14 protein-coding genes are annotated in these 16,657 nt (G+C 68.2%); 12 read left to right on the top strand and 2 right to left on the bottom strand.

Translation table 11 applies throughout. The annotated features are described in order from the left end of the window. Window positions 1–133 precede the first annotated feature (133 nt). From ACTJKK_RS15305 to ACTJKK_RS15295, 3 genes are read left to right on the top strand one after another with little or no spacing between them, the layout of a single operon-like run. Window positions 134–1,165, top strand: coding sequence for a metal ABC transporter solute-binding protein, Zn/Mn family (locus tag ACTJKK_RS15305; RefSeq protein ID WP_440748602.1), 1,032 nt, complete (start codon window positions 134–136; stop codon window positions 1,163–1,165). Beyond that, window positions 1,162–1,986: a metal ABC transporter ATP-binding protein gene (locus ACTJKK_RS15300; RefSeq protein WP_247624211.1), complete on the top strand. Its 825-nt coding sequence runs from the start codon at window positions 1,162–1,164 to the stop codon at window positions 1,984–1,986. The genes ACTJKK_RS15305 and ACTJKK_RS15300 overlap by 4 nt, the downstream gene beginning before the upstream one ends. Beyond that, a complete protein-coding gene (locus ACTJKK_RS15295; RefSeq protein WP_440748601.1) occupies window positions 1,983–2,849 on the top strand; it encodes a metal ABC transporter permease in 867 nt (288 codons plus the stop codon). The genes ACTJKK_RS15300 and ACTJKK_RS15295 overlap by 4 nt, the downstream gene beginning before the upstream one ends. A 665-nt stretch (window positions 2,850–3,514) precedes the next feature. On the opposite strand, the gene ACTJKK_RS15290 is transcribed toward ACTJKK_RS15295, so the two are convergent. Next, window positions 3,515–4,876: a hypothetical protein gene (locus tag ACTJKK_RS15290; RefSeq protein ID WP_440748600.1), complete on the bottom strand. Its 1,362-nt coding sequence runs from the start codon at window positions 4,874–4,876 to the stop codon at window positions 3,515–3,517. Between the two features lie 473 nt (window positions 4,877–5,349). Between ACTJKK_RS15290 and ACTJKK_RS15285 the strand changes: the two genes are divergently transcribed. From ACTJKK_RS15285 to ACTJKK_RS15265, 5 genes are all read left to right on the top strand, one after another. After that, on the top strand, window positions 5,350–5,766 hold the full coding sequence (locus ACTJKK_RS15285) for a Fur family transcriptional regulator (RefSeq protein WP_247624213.1): 417 nt from the start codon (window positions 5,350–5,352) through the stop codon (window positions 5,764–5,766). A 65-nt stretch (window positions 5,767–5,831) separates the two neighbouring features. Further along, window positions 5,832–6,797 (top strand): permease, encoded by a 966-nt coding sequence (locus ACTJKK_RS15280; protein WP_440748674.1) that lies wholly within the window; start codon window positions 5,832–5,834, stop codon window positions 6,795–6,797. Next, on the top strand, window positions 6,790–7,617 hold the full coding sequence (locus ACTJKK_RS15275) for a TIGR03943 family putative permease subunit (protein ID WP_440748599.1): 828 nt from the start codon (window positions 6,790–6,792) through the stop codon (window positions 7,615–7,617). Before ACTJKK_RS15280 ends, ACTJKK_RS15275 begins: the two co-directional genes overlap by 8 nt. 346 nt (window positions 7,618–7,963) lie before the next feature. Then, on the top strand, window positions 7,964–9,370 hold the full coding sequence (locus tag ACTJKK_RS15270; RefSeq protein WP_440748598.1) for a hypothetical protein: 1,407 nt from the start codon (window positions 7,964–7,966) through the stop codon (window positions 9,368–9,370). Window position 9,371: 1 nt separating this feature from the next. Beyond that, window positions 9,372–10,103, top strand: a complete 732-nt coding sequence (locus ACTJKK_RS15265) for a DNA-3-methyladenine glycosylase (protein ID WP_440748597.1) — start codon at window positions 9,372–9,374, stop codon at window positions 10,101–10,103. A gap of 63 nt (window positions 10,104–10,166) precedes the next feature. On the opposite strand, the gene ACTJKK_RS15260 is transcribed toward ACTJKK_RS15265, so the two are convergent. After that, window positions 10,167–11,180, bottom strand: coding sequence for a LacI family DNA-binding transcriptional regulator (locus tag ACTJKK_RS15260; RefSeq protein ID WP_247624217.1), 1,014 nt, complete (start codon window positions 11,178–11,180; stop codon window positions 10,167–10,169). A gap of 142 nt (window positions 11,181–11,322) precedes the next feature. On the opposite strand from ACTJKK_RS15260, the gene ACTJKK_RS15255 reads away from it, so the two are divergent. The 4 genes from ACTJKK_RS15255 to ACTJKK_RS15240 are packed head-to-tail and all read left to right on the top strand — an operon-like array spanning window position 11,323 to window position 16,533. Further along, window positions 11,323–13,341 (top strand): beta-galactosidase, encoded by a 2,019-nt coding sequence (locus ACTJKK_RS15255; RefSeq protein ID WP_440748596.1) that lies wholly within the window; start codon window positions 11,323–11,325, stop codon window positions 13,339–13,341. Continuing rightward, entirely contained in the window at window positions 13,338–14,264 is a 927-nt protein-coding gene (locus ACTJKK_RS15250; protein WP_440748595.1) for a carbohydrate ABC transporter permease, read from the top strand. The genes ACTJKK_RS15255 and ACTJKK_RS15250 overlap by 4 nt, the downstream gene beginning before the upstream one ends. Beyond that, entirely contained in the window at window positions 14,261–15,148 is an 888-nt protein-coding gene (locus tag ACTJKK_RS15245; protein WP_247624220.1) for a carbohydrate ABC transporter permease, read from the top strand. Before ACTJKK_RS15250 ends, ACTJKK_RS15245 begins: the two co-directional genes overlap by 4 nt. 56 nt (window positions 15,149–15,204) lie before the next feature. Continuing rightward, window positions 15,205–16,533 (top strand): ABC transporter substrate-binding protein, encoded by a 1,329-nt coding sequence (locus ACTJKK_RS15240; RefSeq protein WP_440748594.1) that lies wholly within the window; start codon window positions 15,205–15,207, stop codon window positions 16,531–16,533. Window positions 16,534–16,657 lie beyond the last annotated feature (124 nt).

The raw sequence follows: 16,657 nt of genomic DNA, 5'->3' as shown, positions 1-16,657 counted from the left end.
GTGCGAGCCACCCCTTTCTGAACAGTGCGGACAGGGGTGGTTCGGCCGTAGAGGGGTGGCTCGGCGGGCAGCGATCGAGAGATCTGCGGATGCCGATTTGATAATGGTTCTCATTAGCGTTTAGAGTGAGAGCATGAAGAAGCCCGTGCTCGCCCTGACCCTCGCATCCGTCGCCGCCCTGACGCTGGCCGGATGCTCCACCGCCGCTGCGGGAGAGGGCGCGAGCGACGACGGCACCATCACGGTCGTCGCGAGCACCAACGTCTACGGCGACATCGCCTCGACGATCGGCGGCGACCGCATCGACGTCGAGTCGATCATCACCTCCGCTTCGCAGGACCCGCACTCCTACGAGGCCACCGCCCGCGACCGCCTCACGGTGCAGAAGGCCGACCTCGTGATCGAGAACGGCGGCGGATACGACGCGTTCATCGACACGCTCCTTCAGGACGCGAACGACCCCCACGTCGTCACGGCCGTCGAGTACTCGCACGACTACCCCGGCAACGAGGCTCACGACGACCATGCCGACGAGGACCATGCCGCCGACGACGCAGCGACCGAGGCGCCTGCCGAGGAGGAGCACGACCACGAGCACGCCGAGGGCGAAGAGGGCCACGAGGGTCACGACCACATCGAGGGCTTCAACGAGCACGTGTGGTTCGACCCGCACACGATGATCCACGTCGTCGAGGCGATCTCCGACGAGCTCTCCGAGCTCGACCCCGACGGCGCCGACGAGTTCGCCGCGAACGCGGCGGAGCTCACGGCCGAGCTCGAGGGCTTCGAAGCCGACCTCGCGTCCATCAAGGCGGATGCCTCGGGCGTCGACGTCTTCATCACCGAGCCGCTGCCCGGCTACCTCGCCGCGGCCGCCGGGTTCACCGATGTCACCCCCGAGGGCTTCGCGGAGTCGGTCGAGGAGGGCACCGATGTCGCCCCCGCCGTTCTGCTGCAGGCGCTCGACGTGATCGAGAGCGGCGAGGTCGCCGCTCTCCTCACCAACGCGCAGACCGGTGGTTCCGAGACGCAGCGCGTCGAGGATGCCGCGAAGGCCGCGGGCATCCCCGTGATCGCCTTCACGGAGCTGCTCGAGGACGGATCGTCGTACTCTGAGTGGATGAGTGACGCGATCCAGAGCCTCGCCGCCGCGACCCAGTCGTGAGTCGGCGCCCCGTCCTCGAGATCGCGGATGCTTCGCTCCACCGTGGAGACCGCGAACTCTGGTCGGGACTCGATCTGACGGTCCAGCCCGGCGAGTTCATCGCCGTGCTGGGCCCTTCGGGTTCGGGCAAGACCACCCTTCTGCGCAGCATCCTCGGTCTGCAGCCGCTGTCGTCGGGAACCATCCGCGTCGCGGGTGAGCCCGTGCACCGTGGGAACTCGCGCATCGGCTACATCCCGCAGCAGCGCTCGCTCGCCCCCGATACGAGCATGCGGGCCCGCGACCTCGTCGCCCTGGGCGTGCACGGCAGCCGCTTCGGGTTCCCGGTGCCGCACCGCGGCGACCGTGCGAAGGTCGACCGCCTGCTCGAGTCGGTCGGGGCCGCCCACTTCGCGGATCGCCGCGTCGGACTCCTCTCCGGCGGTGAGCAGCAGCGGCTGCGGGTCGGTCAGGCACTCGCCGACGAGCCGGCCCTGCTGCTGTGCGACGAGCCGCTCTCGAACCTCGACCTGGCCAACCAGGTCGCCGTGACCGACATCATCGACCGGCAGCGCCGCGAGCGAGAGGCGGCCGTGATGTTCGTCACCCACGACATCAACCCGATCCTCGGCAAGGTCGACCGCATCCTCTACATCGCCGGTGGGCGCTTCCTGCTCGGCACCCCCGACGAGGTGCTGCAGACGCGCGTGCTCACCGACCTCTACGGCACCCCGGTGTTCGTGCTCCGCGCCGGCGACCGGCTGGTGGTCGTGGGCGTTCCGGATGCCGAGCCCCACCACGATCACGGCGACCACGAGCACGCGCACGGAGGAGCAGCATGAGGCCTCTGGTCGACTGGAGCGACGTCTTCTCGTTCCAGGACTACGGCGAGCTCGTGGCCCTGCTCTCGAACTCGATCATCGCGGGGGCCGTGCTCGGCATCGTCGGTGGACTCATCGGCGTCTTCGTGATGCAGCGCGACCTCGCCTTCGCCGTGCACGGGGTGAGCGAGCTGTCGTTCGCGGGCGCCGCGGCCGCGCTGCTGTTCGGCGGCAGCGTGGTGTTCGGGTCGCTCGGTGGAGCCCTCGTCGCGGCGATACTGATCGGCGTCCTCGGCGCGAAGGCCCGGGACCGCAACTCGATCGTGGGCGTTCTCATGCCGTTCGGCCTCGGCCTCGGCATCCTGTTCCTGTCGCTCTACGACGGCCGCAGCGCCAACCGGTTCAGCCTGCTCACCGGTCAGATCGTCTCGGTGTCGAGCCCCGACCTCGGCTGGCTCATGGGGATCAGCCTGGTGGTGCTGCTCGGTCTGCTCATCATGTGGAACCCGCTGCGCTTCGACTCGCTCGACCCCGAGTCGGCGGCCGCCCGCGGTGTGCCCACCCGTGCCGTGAGCCTGCTGTTCATGGTGCTGCTCGGCCTCATCGTCGCCGTCAGCGTGCACATCATCGGTGCGCTGCTCGTGATGGCGCTGCTCGTCACCCCCGCCGCCGCCGCAATGCGCGTGACCGCCGGGCCCGTGGCCGTGCCACTGCTCGCCGCCCTGTTCGGCTTCGTCTCGGCGGTGGGCGGCATCCTGCTCGCCCTGGCCGGCACCCTGCCCGTCAGCCCGTACATCACCACTCTGTCGTTCACGATCTACGTCGTGTGCTGGGTGGTGCAGAAAACCCGGGCCCGCGTGAAGCGCGTGCGGGTGCAAGTCTGACGTGAGCCCCCAGTCGCGGTTCCGGGATGAGTTCGATTACTGGGCGGCAACATTCGACCTTTTAAACGGCCTAGGACGTTAGCTTGTACCCTCCCTGACGGGTGGAGCCTAGCGGTATAGCGCGGCGCCAGATGGATGCTTCATCTGGCGCGACGGAGGTGATCGTGCGTGCGGTCCCTCGGTCGTAGCGCAAGCCCAAGGTGGGAGAGGTATTGCGCGTCAGTGACGGTTGTCTGGTAGAGGTTCCTCCGCACAGCGTCTTCAGCAGCTGTATCTCCACCACGTACGAACCTACGACACAACAGAACTCGGCGGTCGCTTTGATCGCGCGTATCTCCCTGGGTCGTATGGCACGCTCGTCCTCCGGACCTATGGCGTCAGGCGGCAACGTGAACTTCCTATGCCATCCAGCTGACTAGCGCGTTTCCGATAACCGTCAACCGACGATTGGTCGGCGCCAGTATTGCACCAGCAGTGAGTCCGGCCGCAGCGGGTGTTTCGCCTGAGGTGCTGTCTGCGGGAAGTTCAGGCGCCAGTTCATGGCTGAGTCGCCAAACGTCTTCTGTTCCCCATCGCTCACGATCCAGGGCGATGTCGCAAGGTGTCGCCGATGCATCGCGTTGGAGGGTTCCTGACCCGCTCGAACTCAGATGATCGTCGTCTAGTTACGCCCTATCCTCGCGCTGCCAATCTTCGGGCGGCTCTTCGTCGGTCATGAATTCCGCGGGAGAGAAGTCGTCGCGAATATCGTTCCAGCGCGCTATCAAAAGCATTTGTACGGCGGAGTCCCATTCGCTTCTGTTTTTGTCCTTCGGCATCGTTGCTCCCGGCAGCGGGCCGAAGAACGACTTTGCGTACGCATGGTGCAATGGCTCGTCGAACCGGAACACGCCCGCCGAGGTCTTTCGGATGAGCGCGCCTCGCTGTTCTTCCTGCAACTCGCGAAGGTACTTCGTAGCGTTGCCCGAGGGGTATCCCTTGTGATCCCGCCGAATGACAGCCAAGATTTCCCCGACTGTACCGCCGCTTTCGGGCAACTCAGTGAGCGCGCGGAGAATAATCTCGGTGTTGTCGTAAACTCGTTTGCGGTGGACTTTGAGCGCGCTCCGGAACCGGGACTTGACCGTGCTCGATCGGGTCCGCACGTAGCTTTGGGACGCTTCCGTGAAGTCTTCCACAGTGAAGCTGACCCTTTCGCTGCTGGCATGCTCGACAGCACGCTCAGAACAACAGGCAAGGGCCAGGGCGTGCGTGATGCTGGCCGTGCCAACCGCGGTGTCGAGGAGTCGGGCTCTCACCTCCGAGAAGTCGAGGTTGAGAAGCCGCTCGCCGGTATCAAGTATCTTCCCCAGGTCGTCGTGGCTTAGAGGAGGAACTGGAACATCGATGAGGCGCTTGCCTACGTTGATCGCGTCCTGCACGAGTTCGTCCACCGACTCTGAGACGCCGAGAACGATCACGCGCGTCTTGGGATACTTCGATCCCTCGTCCGAGAACACTTTCAGGGCGTGAGCGATTCTCGATCGCTCCGATGGGTTGACCTTATGGAAGTCTTCGATCACCCATGAATACTCGCGAGCACCAAGCTCGGCTACGAGTCGTTGCGGAGTGAGCTGCGGGCGAGCGATCGGCTCGCGCTTGTTCCCCTGGATGGTGCTCAGCGAAATGTTGGATGCGACCTTCGCCCCAATCAGCTCACTGCCGACGGTTCCGCTGATGGCGAGCGTTTCATCAGTGTGTTCTGAGCTTTCGGTTACGAAGAATGCACCGGTGCCAGAGAACGCCCCCGCAAGGATCTGCTCGTACGTTGAGTCAGGTGTGCAGGCAGTCTTTACGGCTGTGTGCCCTTCGTCGACCAGAACCTTGTTAACAAGAGACGATTTCCCTGCGCCGGATTCTCCCCACACGACAATCTGCGTTCCCGGAACCCGAAGGCCCATATTCGTCAGGTCCTTCATCTCGGTCTTCCGCCCGACAAAACCGCGACTTGCGGGAACCGAGGGCGTGAACACGTCTGTCGCCAGCACGGGCATCTTTGACTCGGGCGCGGGCGGCAGCCCAGCAGCGTCCGTACTCTTCTTTCTCCTCGACCTCATGCTCCACACTCTATGGGTCCCTGGGCTTGCGTCCGTCGCAAACTATCGCTTTCAGTGCAGTCGTAACAGCTGTGCGTGGTTGGGAGGCCTCAGCTGGTCATCCGTACGTTCGGGTCCGGCCAAGCCTGTCAGCGTTGACTCAAGTGGTCAGGCCAGATCTCGCTGCCTCGGCCGTTAAGAATCCGCAGCGGAGATCTCAAGGTGAGCGCTCGCGATAGCGACCACAAACGTGCGCGCGTAGCTTGTTCCATTAGCGGAGCGAATACCCGTCCTACGATCAGTGCGGTCTTGGGCGGTGACTGCTAGGGCGCGGAAACAACGACGGATTCAGTTGCACGGCGTTCAAGAGTGGACGACCCACGACTCCCAGCCCTCGCCGATCCCCGACGCCTAGAATCGTCGGTATGGCTCAGCGGAACACCTGGCAGCGCGAACGCGTGCGCGAAGCACTCGCCGACGCGCGCGGTTTCGTGAGCGCGCAGAACCTGCACGCCTCGCTGCGCGACGACAACACGGGCATCGGCCTGGCCACCGTGTACCGCGCGCTCGCGGGTCTCGCCGCCTCCGGCGACGCCGACTCGCTGCAGAGCCCCGAGGGCGAGGCGCTCTATCGCGCCTGCACCACGCAGGGCCATCATCACCACCTGATCTGCCGCAACTGCGGACTCACGGTCGAGATCGAGGCCAAGGACGTCGAGCAGTGGGCGCACCGCACGGCCGCACTGCACGGATTCACGGATGCCGCGCACGTCGTCGACATCTTCGGACTGTGCGCCCCCTGCACCAACAAGCGCGACGCCGAGAGGGCCGCGACCGCGTGACTCTGCTCACCCCTCAGCGCCACGCGCACGCCCACGGCTCGACGCGGTCGCCGCGCTCGGCGTGGATCGGCGTGATCCTGGGCGCCGTCATCATCGCGGCCCTGTTCCTGGTCGACGCGTTCCTGCCTCAGCTGTTCCCGGCATCGCTGCCCACCCGCGCGCAGGACGGGCTGACCCTCGCGCTCAGCGTGCTGATCGAGGCCCTGCCGTTCGTGATCCTCGGCGTGCTGCTGTCGATCGTCGTGCAGGTGTGGCTGCCGGCCGACGTCATCCACCGCTGGTTGCCGAAGCGCGCGTGGGCCCGCCGTGCGGTGCTGTCGCTGTTGGGCATGCTGATCCCGGTCTGCGAGTGCGGTAACGTGCCCTTCGCCCGCGGACTCATGATGCGCGGCCTCGCGCCGGCCGAGGCGATGACCTTCCTCATCGCGGCGCCGATCGTCAACCCGATCGTGATCCTCACCACGCACGCCGCATTCGGGTGGGACGGCGGCATCCTCGTCGCCCGTCTCGTCGGCGGCTACCTGATCGCGAACCTCATCGGCTGGATCTACAGCCGCCACCCCTCGCCCGACGCGATGCTCACGCAGCGCTTCGTCGACACGTGCGACCGCGTCACCCACGAGCACGGCACCCCGGTCAAGCGCAGCCTGACGCAGTTCCTCATCGAGCTGCGCGCGGTGATGCCCGCACTCGTGATCGGCTCGGCACTCGCCGGGGCCGTGCAGGTGCTCATTCCGCGCGACATGCTGCTCGCGATCGGCGCGAACCCCGTGCTGTCGATCGTCGCCATGATGGCGCTCGCGATGACGGTCGCCATCTGCTCGAACGTCGACGCGTTCTTCGCGCTGTCGTTCGCCTCGACGTTCTCGTCGGGAGCGCTCGTCGCCTTCCTGCTGGTCGGACCGCTCGTCGACGTGAAGATGCTCGCACTCATGCGCACGACCTTCACGGCGCGCACGTTGCTCGGCATCGTCGGCGTCGTGGTCGCCTCGGCCTTCGCGATCGGGATCGGGGTGAACGTCCTTGTCTGAGAACACGACCTCTGAGCACACGCACGCTGAACACACGCACGCCCCCTCGCGCTCCCGCCTGCGTGCCCTCGGCACGCGGTGGCTGGGCATCGGGCTCGCGACCTTCGTGTCGATCGTCACGCTCGGCCTCGGCGTCACGGGCCGCCTCACCCTCTACATCAGCCCCGAGTCGGTGTGGTTCGCGTGCGCCGCGGCGGTCGTGACCCTGCTGGGTGCGATCTGGTCGTGCACCCTGCCGCTGGGCGACGAGGCCGATCACGGTCACGATCACGGCACCGCGCACGACGACGCGGATGCCGCGCCCACCCCGCGCCGCGCCCTCGCCGCCGCCGGAGCGGTGACCGGTGGCATCCTCGCGACGGGCGTCGTCGCGGCAGCCCTCGTGCTGCCGCCGGCGTCGCTCTCGGTCGAACTCGCGATGTCGCGCGTCGGCGAGCAGACGGCGCTCTTCGCCGGCTCGGACGACGTCACGCTCGGCATCGCCGACACCTCCACCTTCGGGGTGGGGGACTGGGCCAGCGTCTTCGCGACGGCGACGAACACGGCGGCCTACGACGGGGCATCCGTCTCGCTGGTCGGGTTCGTCACCCCCGACGCGGTGAAGGACGGCGAGGTCAACCTCACGCGCATGGTCATCACGCACTGCGTGATCGACGCGCAGCCGGCGACGCTGCCGGTCGACGTCGACGCGAGCGCGTACGACACCGGACAGTGGGTCGAGGTCACGGGAACGGTGAAGACGGATGCCGACGGCAAGCTGAGCATCGTCCCCACCGAGGTCGTCGCGATCGACGAGCCGGGAGACCCGTATGAGTACTGACGACGAGCGGCCCGAGGGCCCCGCCGTCCCGCGCACGCGCGCCGAGATGCGCGCCGCCCGCGAGGCCGCCGCGGCGGCGGAGGCGGCCGAGGAGGAGTCTCGGGGCGGGGCCCTTCGACAAGGTCAGGGACCCGGGGCTGCGGATGCCCCGGAGTCAGACACCCCGAAACCCCGTTCCGCTGACGCCGCGAAACCCCGTTCCGCTGACGCCCCGAAACCCCGTTCCGCTGACGCCCCGGAAACCTGGGTTGCTGAGCCTGTCGAAGCATCCCCGGCCGTCGAGGAGCCTCGGGGCGGGTCCCTTCGACAAGCTCAGGGACCCAGTTTCGCGGAGCCTGCGAAACCCGTGGCTCAGGAAACCGGGTCCGTCCAGGCCGCCCCGAAGCGCTCGCGCCGGTTCGGGATCGCGCTCGCCGCGGTACTCGGCATCCTGGTGCTGGTGGGCGCCGGTCTCGGCGTCGTGAGCCTCACGCAGGGTCCGCGCATCACCGAGGTGCAGGTCGACCCGGCGCACGCGATCGACGCCTCGGGCAGTCGGCTCATCCTCACGGCCAACCAGTCGCTCGCGGCGATCGACCCCGCGCAGGTGACGGTCGAACCGTCGGTGCCGTTCACGGTGGATGCCGCGGGTCGGGGCATCGGCATCCGCTTCACCGTGCCGCTCGACGACGAGACGGAGTACACCGTCACGGTCGCCGACGCGACCGGCGCATCGGGCGGGCCGAAGAACGACCTGACGACGACGTTCACCACGCCGCCCTCGAGCATCTTCCTGCTCAACCGCAGCGACAAGGAAGACAAGATCTTCCAGACCGACCTCACCGGCGAGAACGGCGTGCCGGTGTTCGCCGCCGACAAGATCAACGACTTCCGCGCGACCTCGTCGCAGCTGGTCGTGACGGTCGAGGAGGACGACGGCTCGCACATCCTCGTGATGGACCACGACGGCGGCAACCAGCGCGAGCTGCCCCTGCCCGGCGAGGGCTACGTCGGATCGATCCAGGTGTCGGAGCGCGGCGGACTCGTCGGCTACAGCTATTCCGACCGCGAGCTCAGCGACACCGAGGGCCGCGCGAGCGTGCTCGTGACCCAGTCGCTGAACGACAAGGACTCCGAGCCGCAGGTCATCGAGGTCGGCGACACCGAGGCCAGCATATTCGCGTGGCAGTTCGTACCCGACAGCGCCGCGGTGCTGTTCATCGACTTCGACGGCGCGCTGTCGCTCGTCGACCGCTCGAGCGATGCGGGCGTGCAGTCGCTCGGTCTGGCCGCGAACATCCAGGGCATCAGCCGCGGCACCTACACCGCGATCGTCGAGCGCCTCGACGGCACGGTCGTCGAGCTCAATCTGGCCGACGGATCGGAGCAGCCGCTCGCCGCATCGAACCCCGACTACGGCATCGCCTCGACCATCACCCCGTTCCCCGGCGGCACGCTGCGGCACGTCGTGCAGCGGAACGACCTCGGCATCCCGACCGGCCAGGCGGTCGTGAAGGTCGACGACGACGGCACGGCGAGCCCGCTGATCGAGGTTCCCTCGACGGACTCGATCCTGCAGGCCTGCGCCTCGCCCAGTGGCCAGTACGCCGCGGTGGTGGTCGCCCCGAACATGACCGACAACCCCTACGACGAGATGCTGCTCCCGCTGCCGAAGACGATGGAGACGCACCTCATCGACCTGCGCACGGGTGACGCCATGCCTGTGCTCACCGGCTTCGACGCCTCGTGGTGCCAGACGGCCCCGCGCTTCTGAGATGGTCGGCGCTCTGCACCGGGCGACCCGCGACGAGCTGAGCGGTCTGCCGGTCGACGTCGCCCCGCGACTGCTGGGCGCCGAGCTGCGCACGGTCGTCGCGGTGCCCGGTGAGCCGGCCGTCGAGGTGCGGATGCGCCTCACCGAGGTCGAGGCCTACCACGGGCAGGGCACGGGGGAGTTCGCCGATCCCGGCTCCCACGCCCGCATGGGGCGCACCGCCCGCAACGCCACGATGTGGGGCGAGCCGGGGCATCTCTACGTGTACCTGAGCCACGGCATCCACTCGTGCGTCAACGTCGTGTGCGGACCGGAGGGCGTCGCCGGTGGTGTGCTGCTGCGCGCCGGGGAGATCGTCGGGGGAGCGGATGCCGCCGCGCACCGCCGCGGTTTCGACGCGGCGCTGACGCCCCGGGTGCTGCGGGATCTCGCGCGCGGACCCGGGCGGTTCGGGCAGGCGGTGGGGCTGAGGCATCCGCTCCACGACGGCATCGACGCGGTCACGGGCGCGGAGTGGCACGGAGCGCACGCCGAGCTCTGGCTGAGTGACGAACCGGTCGAGGTGGCGTCGGGGCCGCGGGTGGGCGTGGCCGGGATCGCCGGGACGGGTGCCTTTCCCTGGCGCTTCTGGATCGCCGACGATCCGACGGTCTCGCCGTTCCGCTGGGGCCGCGGCGCCGAGGAGGCGTCGCGTGGTGGGGCCCTTCGACAGGCTCAGGGACCCAGTTCCTGACGGGCGCCGCACCACTGGGTCGCTGAGCCTGTCGAAGCGTCCCGCCCCGAGACGCCTCACCCGTCAGGCGGAGTCGCGCCAGACGACGGGGGTGTCGAGCATGATGCCGGTGCGGGCGGCGGGTTCGTCGTCGCGCAGCTGTGCGAGCACGGATGCCGCGGCCGCCGCACCGAGTCCTTCGGCGGGCTGGTCGACCGTCGAGAGCAGGGGAGTGGTGCGCATCGCCCAGGTGCTGTTGTCGAAGCCGACGATGCCGACGTCTTCGGGCACGCGGCGACCGGCCTCGCGCAGCGCCCAGATGGCGCCGGCGGCGACGGCATCCGATGCGGCGAACACGCCGTCGATGTCGGGCGCGCGCTCGAGCAGGCGGGTCATGGCCGCGGCGCCGTCGGCGTAGGAGTACAGCGGCACGGGCTCGACGAGCGCGGGGTCGAAGTCGGCGCCGAGGGCCTCGGTGAACCCGGCGAGGCGGTCGGCGCCCGAGTCGCGGTCCAACGCCGCGGCGATCATGCCGATGCGGCGGCGTCCGGTCGCGTGCAACCGAGACGTGATCGCGCGGGCGGCTCCGTGGTTGTCGACGCCGACCCAGGCCGCATCGACGTCGGGCGGGTGGCCGACGTAGGCGACGGGCAGGTCGAGGCGCATGACGGCCTTCGTGATGGGGTCCTGCGCACGGGCGGAGACGATCACGGCGCCGTCGACGAAGCCACCGTTCAGGTACCGGGCGACGCGTTCGGTGTCGCGGTCGGAGTCGACCACGAGGCACACCATCTGGTAGTCGGCCTCGGAGAGCGTCTCGTTGGTGCCGAGCATGATCGCCCCGATGTTGGGGTCTTCGAGGAACAGCGCGTGCGGCTCGTGCACGATGAACGCGATGGCCTGCGTGCGCTGACGCACGAGGTTGCGCGCGGCGGTGTTGGGCACGTAGCCGACCTCGCGGATTGCCTCTTCGATCGCGGTGCGGGAGGAGTCCGAGACGTAGCCGCCGTTGAGCACGCGGCTGACGGTTCCGCGCGAGACGCCGGCCACGCGCGCGACGTCGTGCACGGTGCTGCGGCGGCGCGTCGAGGAGCTCATGATGCTCAGCCTAGCGACTGGACTTGACGTCGAGCCGCCGGACATGTGACGATGTGTGCACGTTCACAGAAAATCATCCCGGTCTTTTCGTGAACCAAACTGTGCACGTGCACACATCTCTTCCGCAAAGGAGCGAAAACGAATGCCCGCCGCCGCGCCCACCCTCATCTCCTCTCTGTCCGAGGGGGAGGGTCTCGTCTTCGGATGCGACTACAACCCGGAGCAGTGGGACCGCAGCGTCTGGCCCGAAGACATCCGCCTCATGCGCGAAGCGGGCGTCGGACTCGTGGCAATCAACATCTTCGGATGGTCGACGATCAACCCGGGCGAGGGCCGCTGGGACTTCTCCGGCCTCGACGAGATCATCGCGCAGCTGCACGCCGCCGGCATCCGCGTCGATCTCGGCACCGGCACGGCTTCCCCGCCCCCGTGGCTCACGACCACGCACCCCGAGATCCTGCCCGAGGGCATCGACGGCACCGTCTTCCACCAGGGCGGCCGTCAGGCCTACTGCCCGAGCAGCCCCGTCTTCCGCGCCTACGCGGCCGAGGTCACGCGCCGCGTCGTCGAGCGGTACGGCTCGCACCCCGCCGTCACCCTCTGGCACGTCTCGAACGAGCTCGGATGCCACAACGCCCTCTGCTACTGCGAGACCAGCACCGGCGCCTTCCGCACCTGGCTGCGCGACCGCTACGCCGACGACATCGCCGCGCTGAACACCGCCTGGGGCACCAGCTTCTGGAGTCAGCGCTACGGCTCGTTCGACGAGGTGCAGGTTCCCGCGCAGGTGCTCTCGCTGCGCAACCCGGGCCAGGTGCTCGACTTCCAGCGCTTCAGCTCCGACGAGCAGCTCGCGCTGTACCGCGCCGAGGCCGAGATCATCCGCGCGCACAGCGACATCCCCGTGACGACGAACTTCATGGTCACCGCCCACATCCGTGCCCTCGACTACTGGTCGTGGACCGCCGACATGGACCTCGTCGCCAACGACCACTACCTCGACCGTCGCCTCGAGAACCCGCGCCAGGAACTCTCGTTCGCCGCCGACCTCACCCGCGGCCTCGCCGAAGGCGACCCCTGGCTGCTCATGGAGACCTCGACGAGCGCCGTCAACTGGCAGCCCGTCAACCTCGCCAAGGCCCCGGGCGAGCTCACCCGCAACGTCGCCTCGCACGTCGCCCGCGGCGCTGACGGCATCTGCTTCTTCCAGTGGCGCGCCTCGACCCAGGGCGCCGAGAAGTACCACTCGGCCCTGCTGCCGCACGCCGGAACCGACAGCGACCTGTGGCGCGGAACCGTCGAACTCGGCCGCATGCTCGAGAGCCTCGGTGAGGTCGCCGGCACACGCGTCGTCGCCGACGCCGCGGTGCTGTTCTCGTGGGAGAACTGGTGGGCCGTCGAGAACGAGGGGCGCCCGAGCGAAGAGGTGCGCTACCTCGACCAGGTGCACGCCGCGCACACCGCCCTGGCGGATGCCGGGATCGTCGCCGACGTCGTGCGCCCCGGCACCGACCTCGACGACTACCGCCTGATCGTCGTGCCGGCCCTGCACCTCGTGCGCGACGAGGAGGCGGCCGTGATCGCCCGCGCCGTCGAGCGCGGAGCGACCGTGCTCGTCACCTTCTACAGCGGCATCGTCGACGCCGAGGATCGCGTGCGCACGGGCGGCTACCCCGGCGCGTTCCGCGAGCTGCTCGGCATCCGCTCCGAGGAGTTCGCGCCGCTCGTGCCGGGGCAGAGCGTCGCGCTGAGCGACGGCTCGACGGCATCCGTCTGGAGCGAGCGGCTGCGCACGACGGATGCCGAGGCCATCGCCTCCTTCGTCGACGGCCCCTCCGCCGGTCACCCCGCGATCACCCGCCGGGCGCAGGGCGCTGGCGAGGCCTGGTACCTCGCGACCCAGCCGTCGCCCGAGGCCTACCGCGCGCTCGTCGCCCGGCTCGCCGATGCGGCGGGCATCGCCGCGGCACCCGGCGCCGGACCCGACGTCGACGTCGTGCGCCGCGTCGGAGCGGATGCCGCCTACCGCTTCGTCATCAACCACGGTGCAGACCCCGTCGAGGTCGCAGCGACCGGCACCGAGCTCCTCACCGGCTCCGCCGCCACCGGCATCGTCACCGTCCCCGCCGGGGCGGTCCGCATCATCAAGGAGGATGTATGACCACCACGCTCACAGCGCCGGCGAAGACCGGCGCGGTGCCGGGTCGGCGTCGATCCCGCATCCCTCACAAGGGCGCGATCGCCTTCCTGTTCCTGCCGTTCGGCGTGCTGTTCGCGCTGTTCTACGTCGCCCCCATCGCCTACGCGTTCTGGCAGTCGCTGCTCGTCGTGCGCCGCGAAGGCACCTTCGGCAAGGCCGAGCTCGTCTTCGGCGGCTTCGCCCAGTACGTGCAGGTCTTCCAGGACTCGGCCTTCTGGAACTCGATGGGGCGGATGCTGCTCTTCGGCGTCGTGCAGGTGCCGATCATGCTCGGCCTCGCGCTGCTCTTCGCGCTGCTGCTCGACTCGCCGCTGGTCAAGGGAAAGCGCTTCTTCCGGCTCGCGTTCTTCGTGCCCTACGCGGTTCCCGGCGTGATCGCCGCGATCATGTGGGGTTCGCTGTTCTCGCCGAACCTGTCGCCCTTCACCGCGATCACCAAGAACATCGACTTCCTCGGCGCCGATCTGGTGCTCTGGTCGATCGCCAACGTCGTCACCTGGGTCTACGTCGGCTACAACATGCTCATCATCTACTCGTCGCTGCTGTCGATCCCGACCGAGCTGTACGAAGCGGCCCGCCTCGACGGCGCCGGGCAGTGGCGCATCGCCTGGTCGATCAAGATCCCGCTCGTGCGACCGGCGATCGTGATGACCGCGATCTTCTCGATCATCGGCACGCTGCAGCTGCTCGCCGAGCCGCAGGTCTTCCGCTCGTTCAGCTCGGCGGTCACCAGCACGTTCACCCCGAACATGACCGTGTTCGCGACGGCATCCATCCCGAACACGAACCTCGCGGCGGCCTTCTCGGTCGTGCTCGCGGTGACCACCTTCGTGCTCTCGTTCGGATTCATGAAGTACATGCAGCGCAAGGAGCAGAACGCATGACCACCGCGACGATCATCGGGGCGCGCCGCTCGACCGGACGCGCCGCACGCGAATCGGGCATCTCGCGCGGTGCCGCGATGCTCATCATGGCCGTGTTCACCGTGTACTTCCTGCTGCCGCTGTGGTGGTTGCTGGTCGCGGCGAGCAAGGACAACAGCGACATCCTCACGACGGCCCCGCTGTGGTTCGCCGACGTGAAGTTCTTCGACAACATCGTCGAGCTGTTCGCCTACCGTGACGGCGTCTACCTGAAGTGGATGCTGAACTCGGTGCTGTACGCCGCGCTCGGCGGCGCGATCGCGACGCTGCTCGCCGCAATGGCCGGGTACGCGCTGGCGAAGTACCGGTTCCCGGGGCGCAACGCGCTCTTCGACATCGTGCTCGGCGGCGTGCTCGTGCCTGCGACCGCGCTCGCCCTGCCGCTGTTCCTCATCTTCAGCCAGGCGAACCTCACGAACACCTTCTGGTCGGTCTTCCTGCCCTCGATCGTGAGCCCCTTCGGCGTGTACCTCGCACGCATCTTCGCGGCGTCGTCGGTGCCGGACGAGCTCCTCGAGGCGAGCCGTCTCGACGGTGCGGGGGAGATCCGCACGTTCTTCACCGTCAGCATCCGCCTGATGACCCCGGCGCTGGTGACGATGTTCCTCTTCCAGTTCGTCGCGATCTGGAACAACTTCTTCCTGCCGATGATCATGCTGCGCAGCGAAGAGCTCTTCCCCGTCGTCTACGGCCTCTACAACTGGAACAACCAGTTGAACCAGCTCCCCGAGCTGCGCGGCCTCGTGCTGATCGGCGCCCTGCTGTCGGTCATCCCCCTCATCGTCACGTTCCTCCTGCTCCAGCGCTTCTGGCGCAACGGTCTGGGCGCCGGCGCCCTGAAGTGAGCAGGTTGCCGGGCGGATGGCCCGTCCGGCGATGCACCACCCGAGAAAGGTCAGAAATGCAGCATTCGAAGAAGAAGGCAGCCGGTGCGATCGCCATTGCGGCGCTCGTGCTCACGGGATGCTCCGCCGGAGGCGGAGACACCTCGACAGGGGGCGACGCCGCCGCCTGCACCCCGGCGGACGGCGACGTCACGCTCGAGTTCACGTCGTGGATCCCCGGGATCGAAGACGTGGTGAAGATCTGGAACGACGAGAACCCCGAGATCCAGGTGAAGGTGCAGACCGGCCCCAACGGCAACGGCGGCACGTACCAGAACTTCTTCAACCAGCTCCAGGCGGGCGACGCTCCCGACCTCGGCCAGATCGAGTACGACGCTCTGCCGAACTTCCTCGTGCAGGACGGCCTCGAAGACCTCAGCGCCTGCGAAGACGTCGTGGCCGCCGAGGGCGACTTCGTCGACTGGGCCTGGGGGCAGGTGACGCTCGGCACCGAGGGCGTCTACGGCATCCCGCAGGACATCGGCCCGATGGCGCTGTTCTACCGCGCCGACCTGTTCGAGCAGAACGACATCCCGATCCCCACCACGTGGGACGAGTACCGCGAGGCCGCGGTGCAGATCCGCGCGCTGGGCGGCTACATCACCAACTTCTCGCAGTCCGACATCAACCAGTTCGCCGGCTTCGTGTGGCAGGACGGTGGACAGTGGTTCTCGAGCGATGACGCCGGCTGGACCGTCTCGCTCGACGGCGAGCAGTCCGTCTCGGTCGCCGACTACTGGCAGGGCCTGCTCGACGACGACCTCGTCGCCACCGTCCCGGCCTGGACCGACGAGTGGAACAACGCCTACAACTCGGGCGAGGTCTGGACGTGGAACTCCGCCGTCTGGGGCGCGAACTCCATCTCGAGCGGCGCCCCCGACACGGCGGGCAACTGGGCCGTCGCGCCGCTCCCGCAGTGGAGCGCGGGTGACTCCGTCGCCGGCAACTGGGGCGGGTCGTCGACCGCGGTCCTCAAGGGCAGCGAGCACGTCTACGAGGCGACGAAGTTCGCGTTGTGGCTGAACACCTCCGAGGAGGCGCTCACCGCTCTCGCCGAGGCCGCGAACCTCTACCCGGCCACCACCGCCGGCCTGAAGCTGCCGGTCTACGCCGACGGCGTCGACTTCTACGGCGGACAGAAGATCTACGACGTGTTCGCCGAGGCGGCCACGCAGGTCTCGCCCGACTTCGTGTGGGGTCCGACCATGACGCAGACCTACGCCGACGTCTCCGACGGCTTCAAGGGCGCGGTCAGCGGCAGCGGCACCCTCGCCGATGCGCTGAAGGACGCGCAGACCTCCACGGTCGACGCCCTGAAGTCGGCGTCGATCCCGGTCACCGAGTAGGTTCCCCGGTCTCGAAGGCCCGCGGGTGCTCCGGCATCCGCGGGCCTTTCGGCGTTCTCGGCATCCCTCGGCGCTGTGATAGCATTGGCGATTGTCTGTGCACACTCCTGTGCGCAGTTCGCAT

The sequence above is a fragment of the Microbacterium sp. 22179 genome, assembly GCF_052045715.1.
Lineage (GTDB): Bacteria > Actinomycetota > Actinomycetes > Actinomycetales > Microbacteriaceae > Microbacterium > Microbacterium galbinum.
Note: the sequence above shows the minus strand (reverse complement) of the source record. Positions and strands in the feature narration are given on the sequence as shown.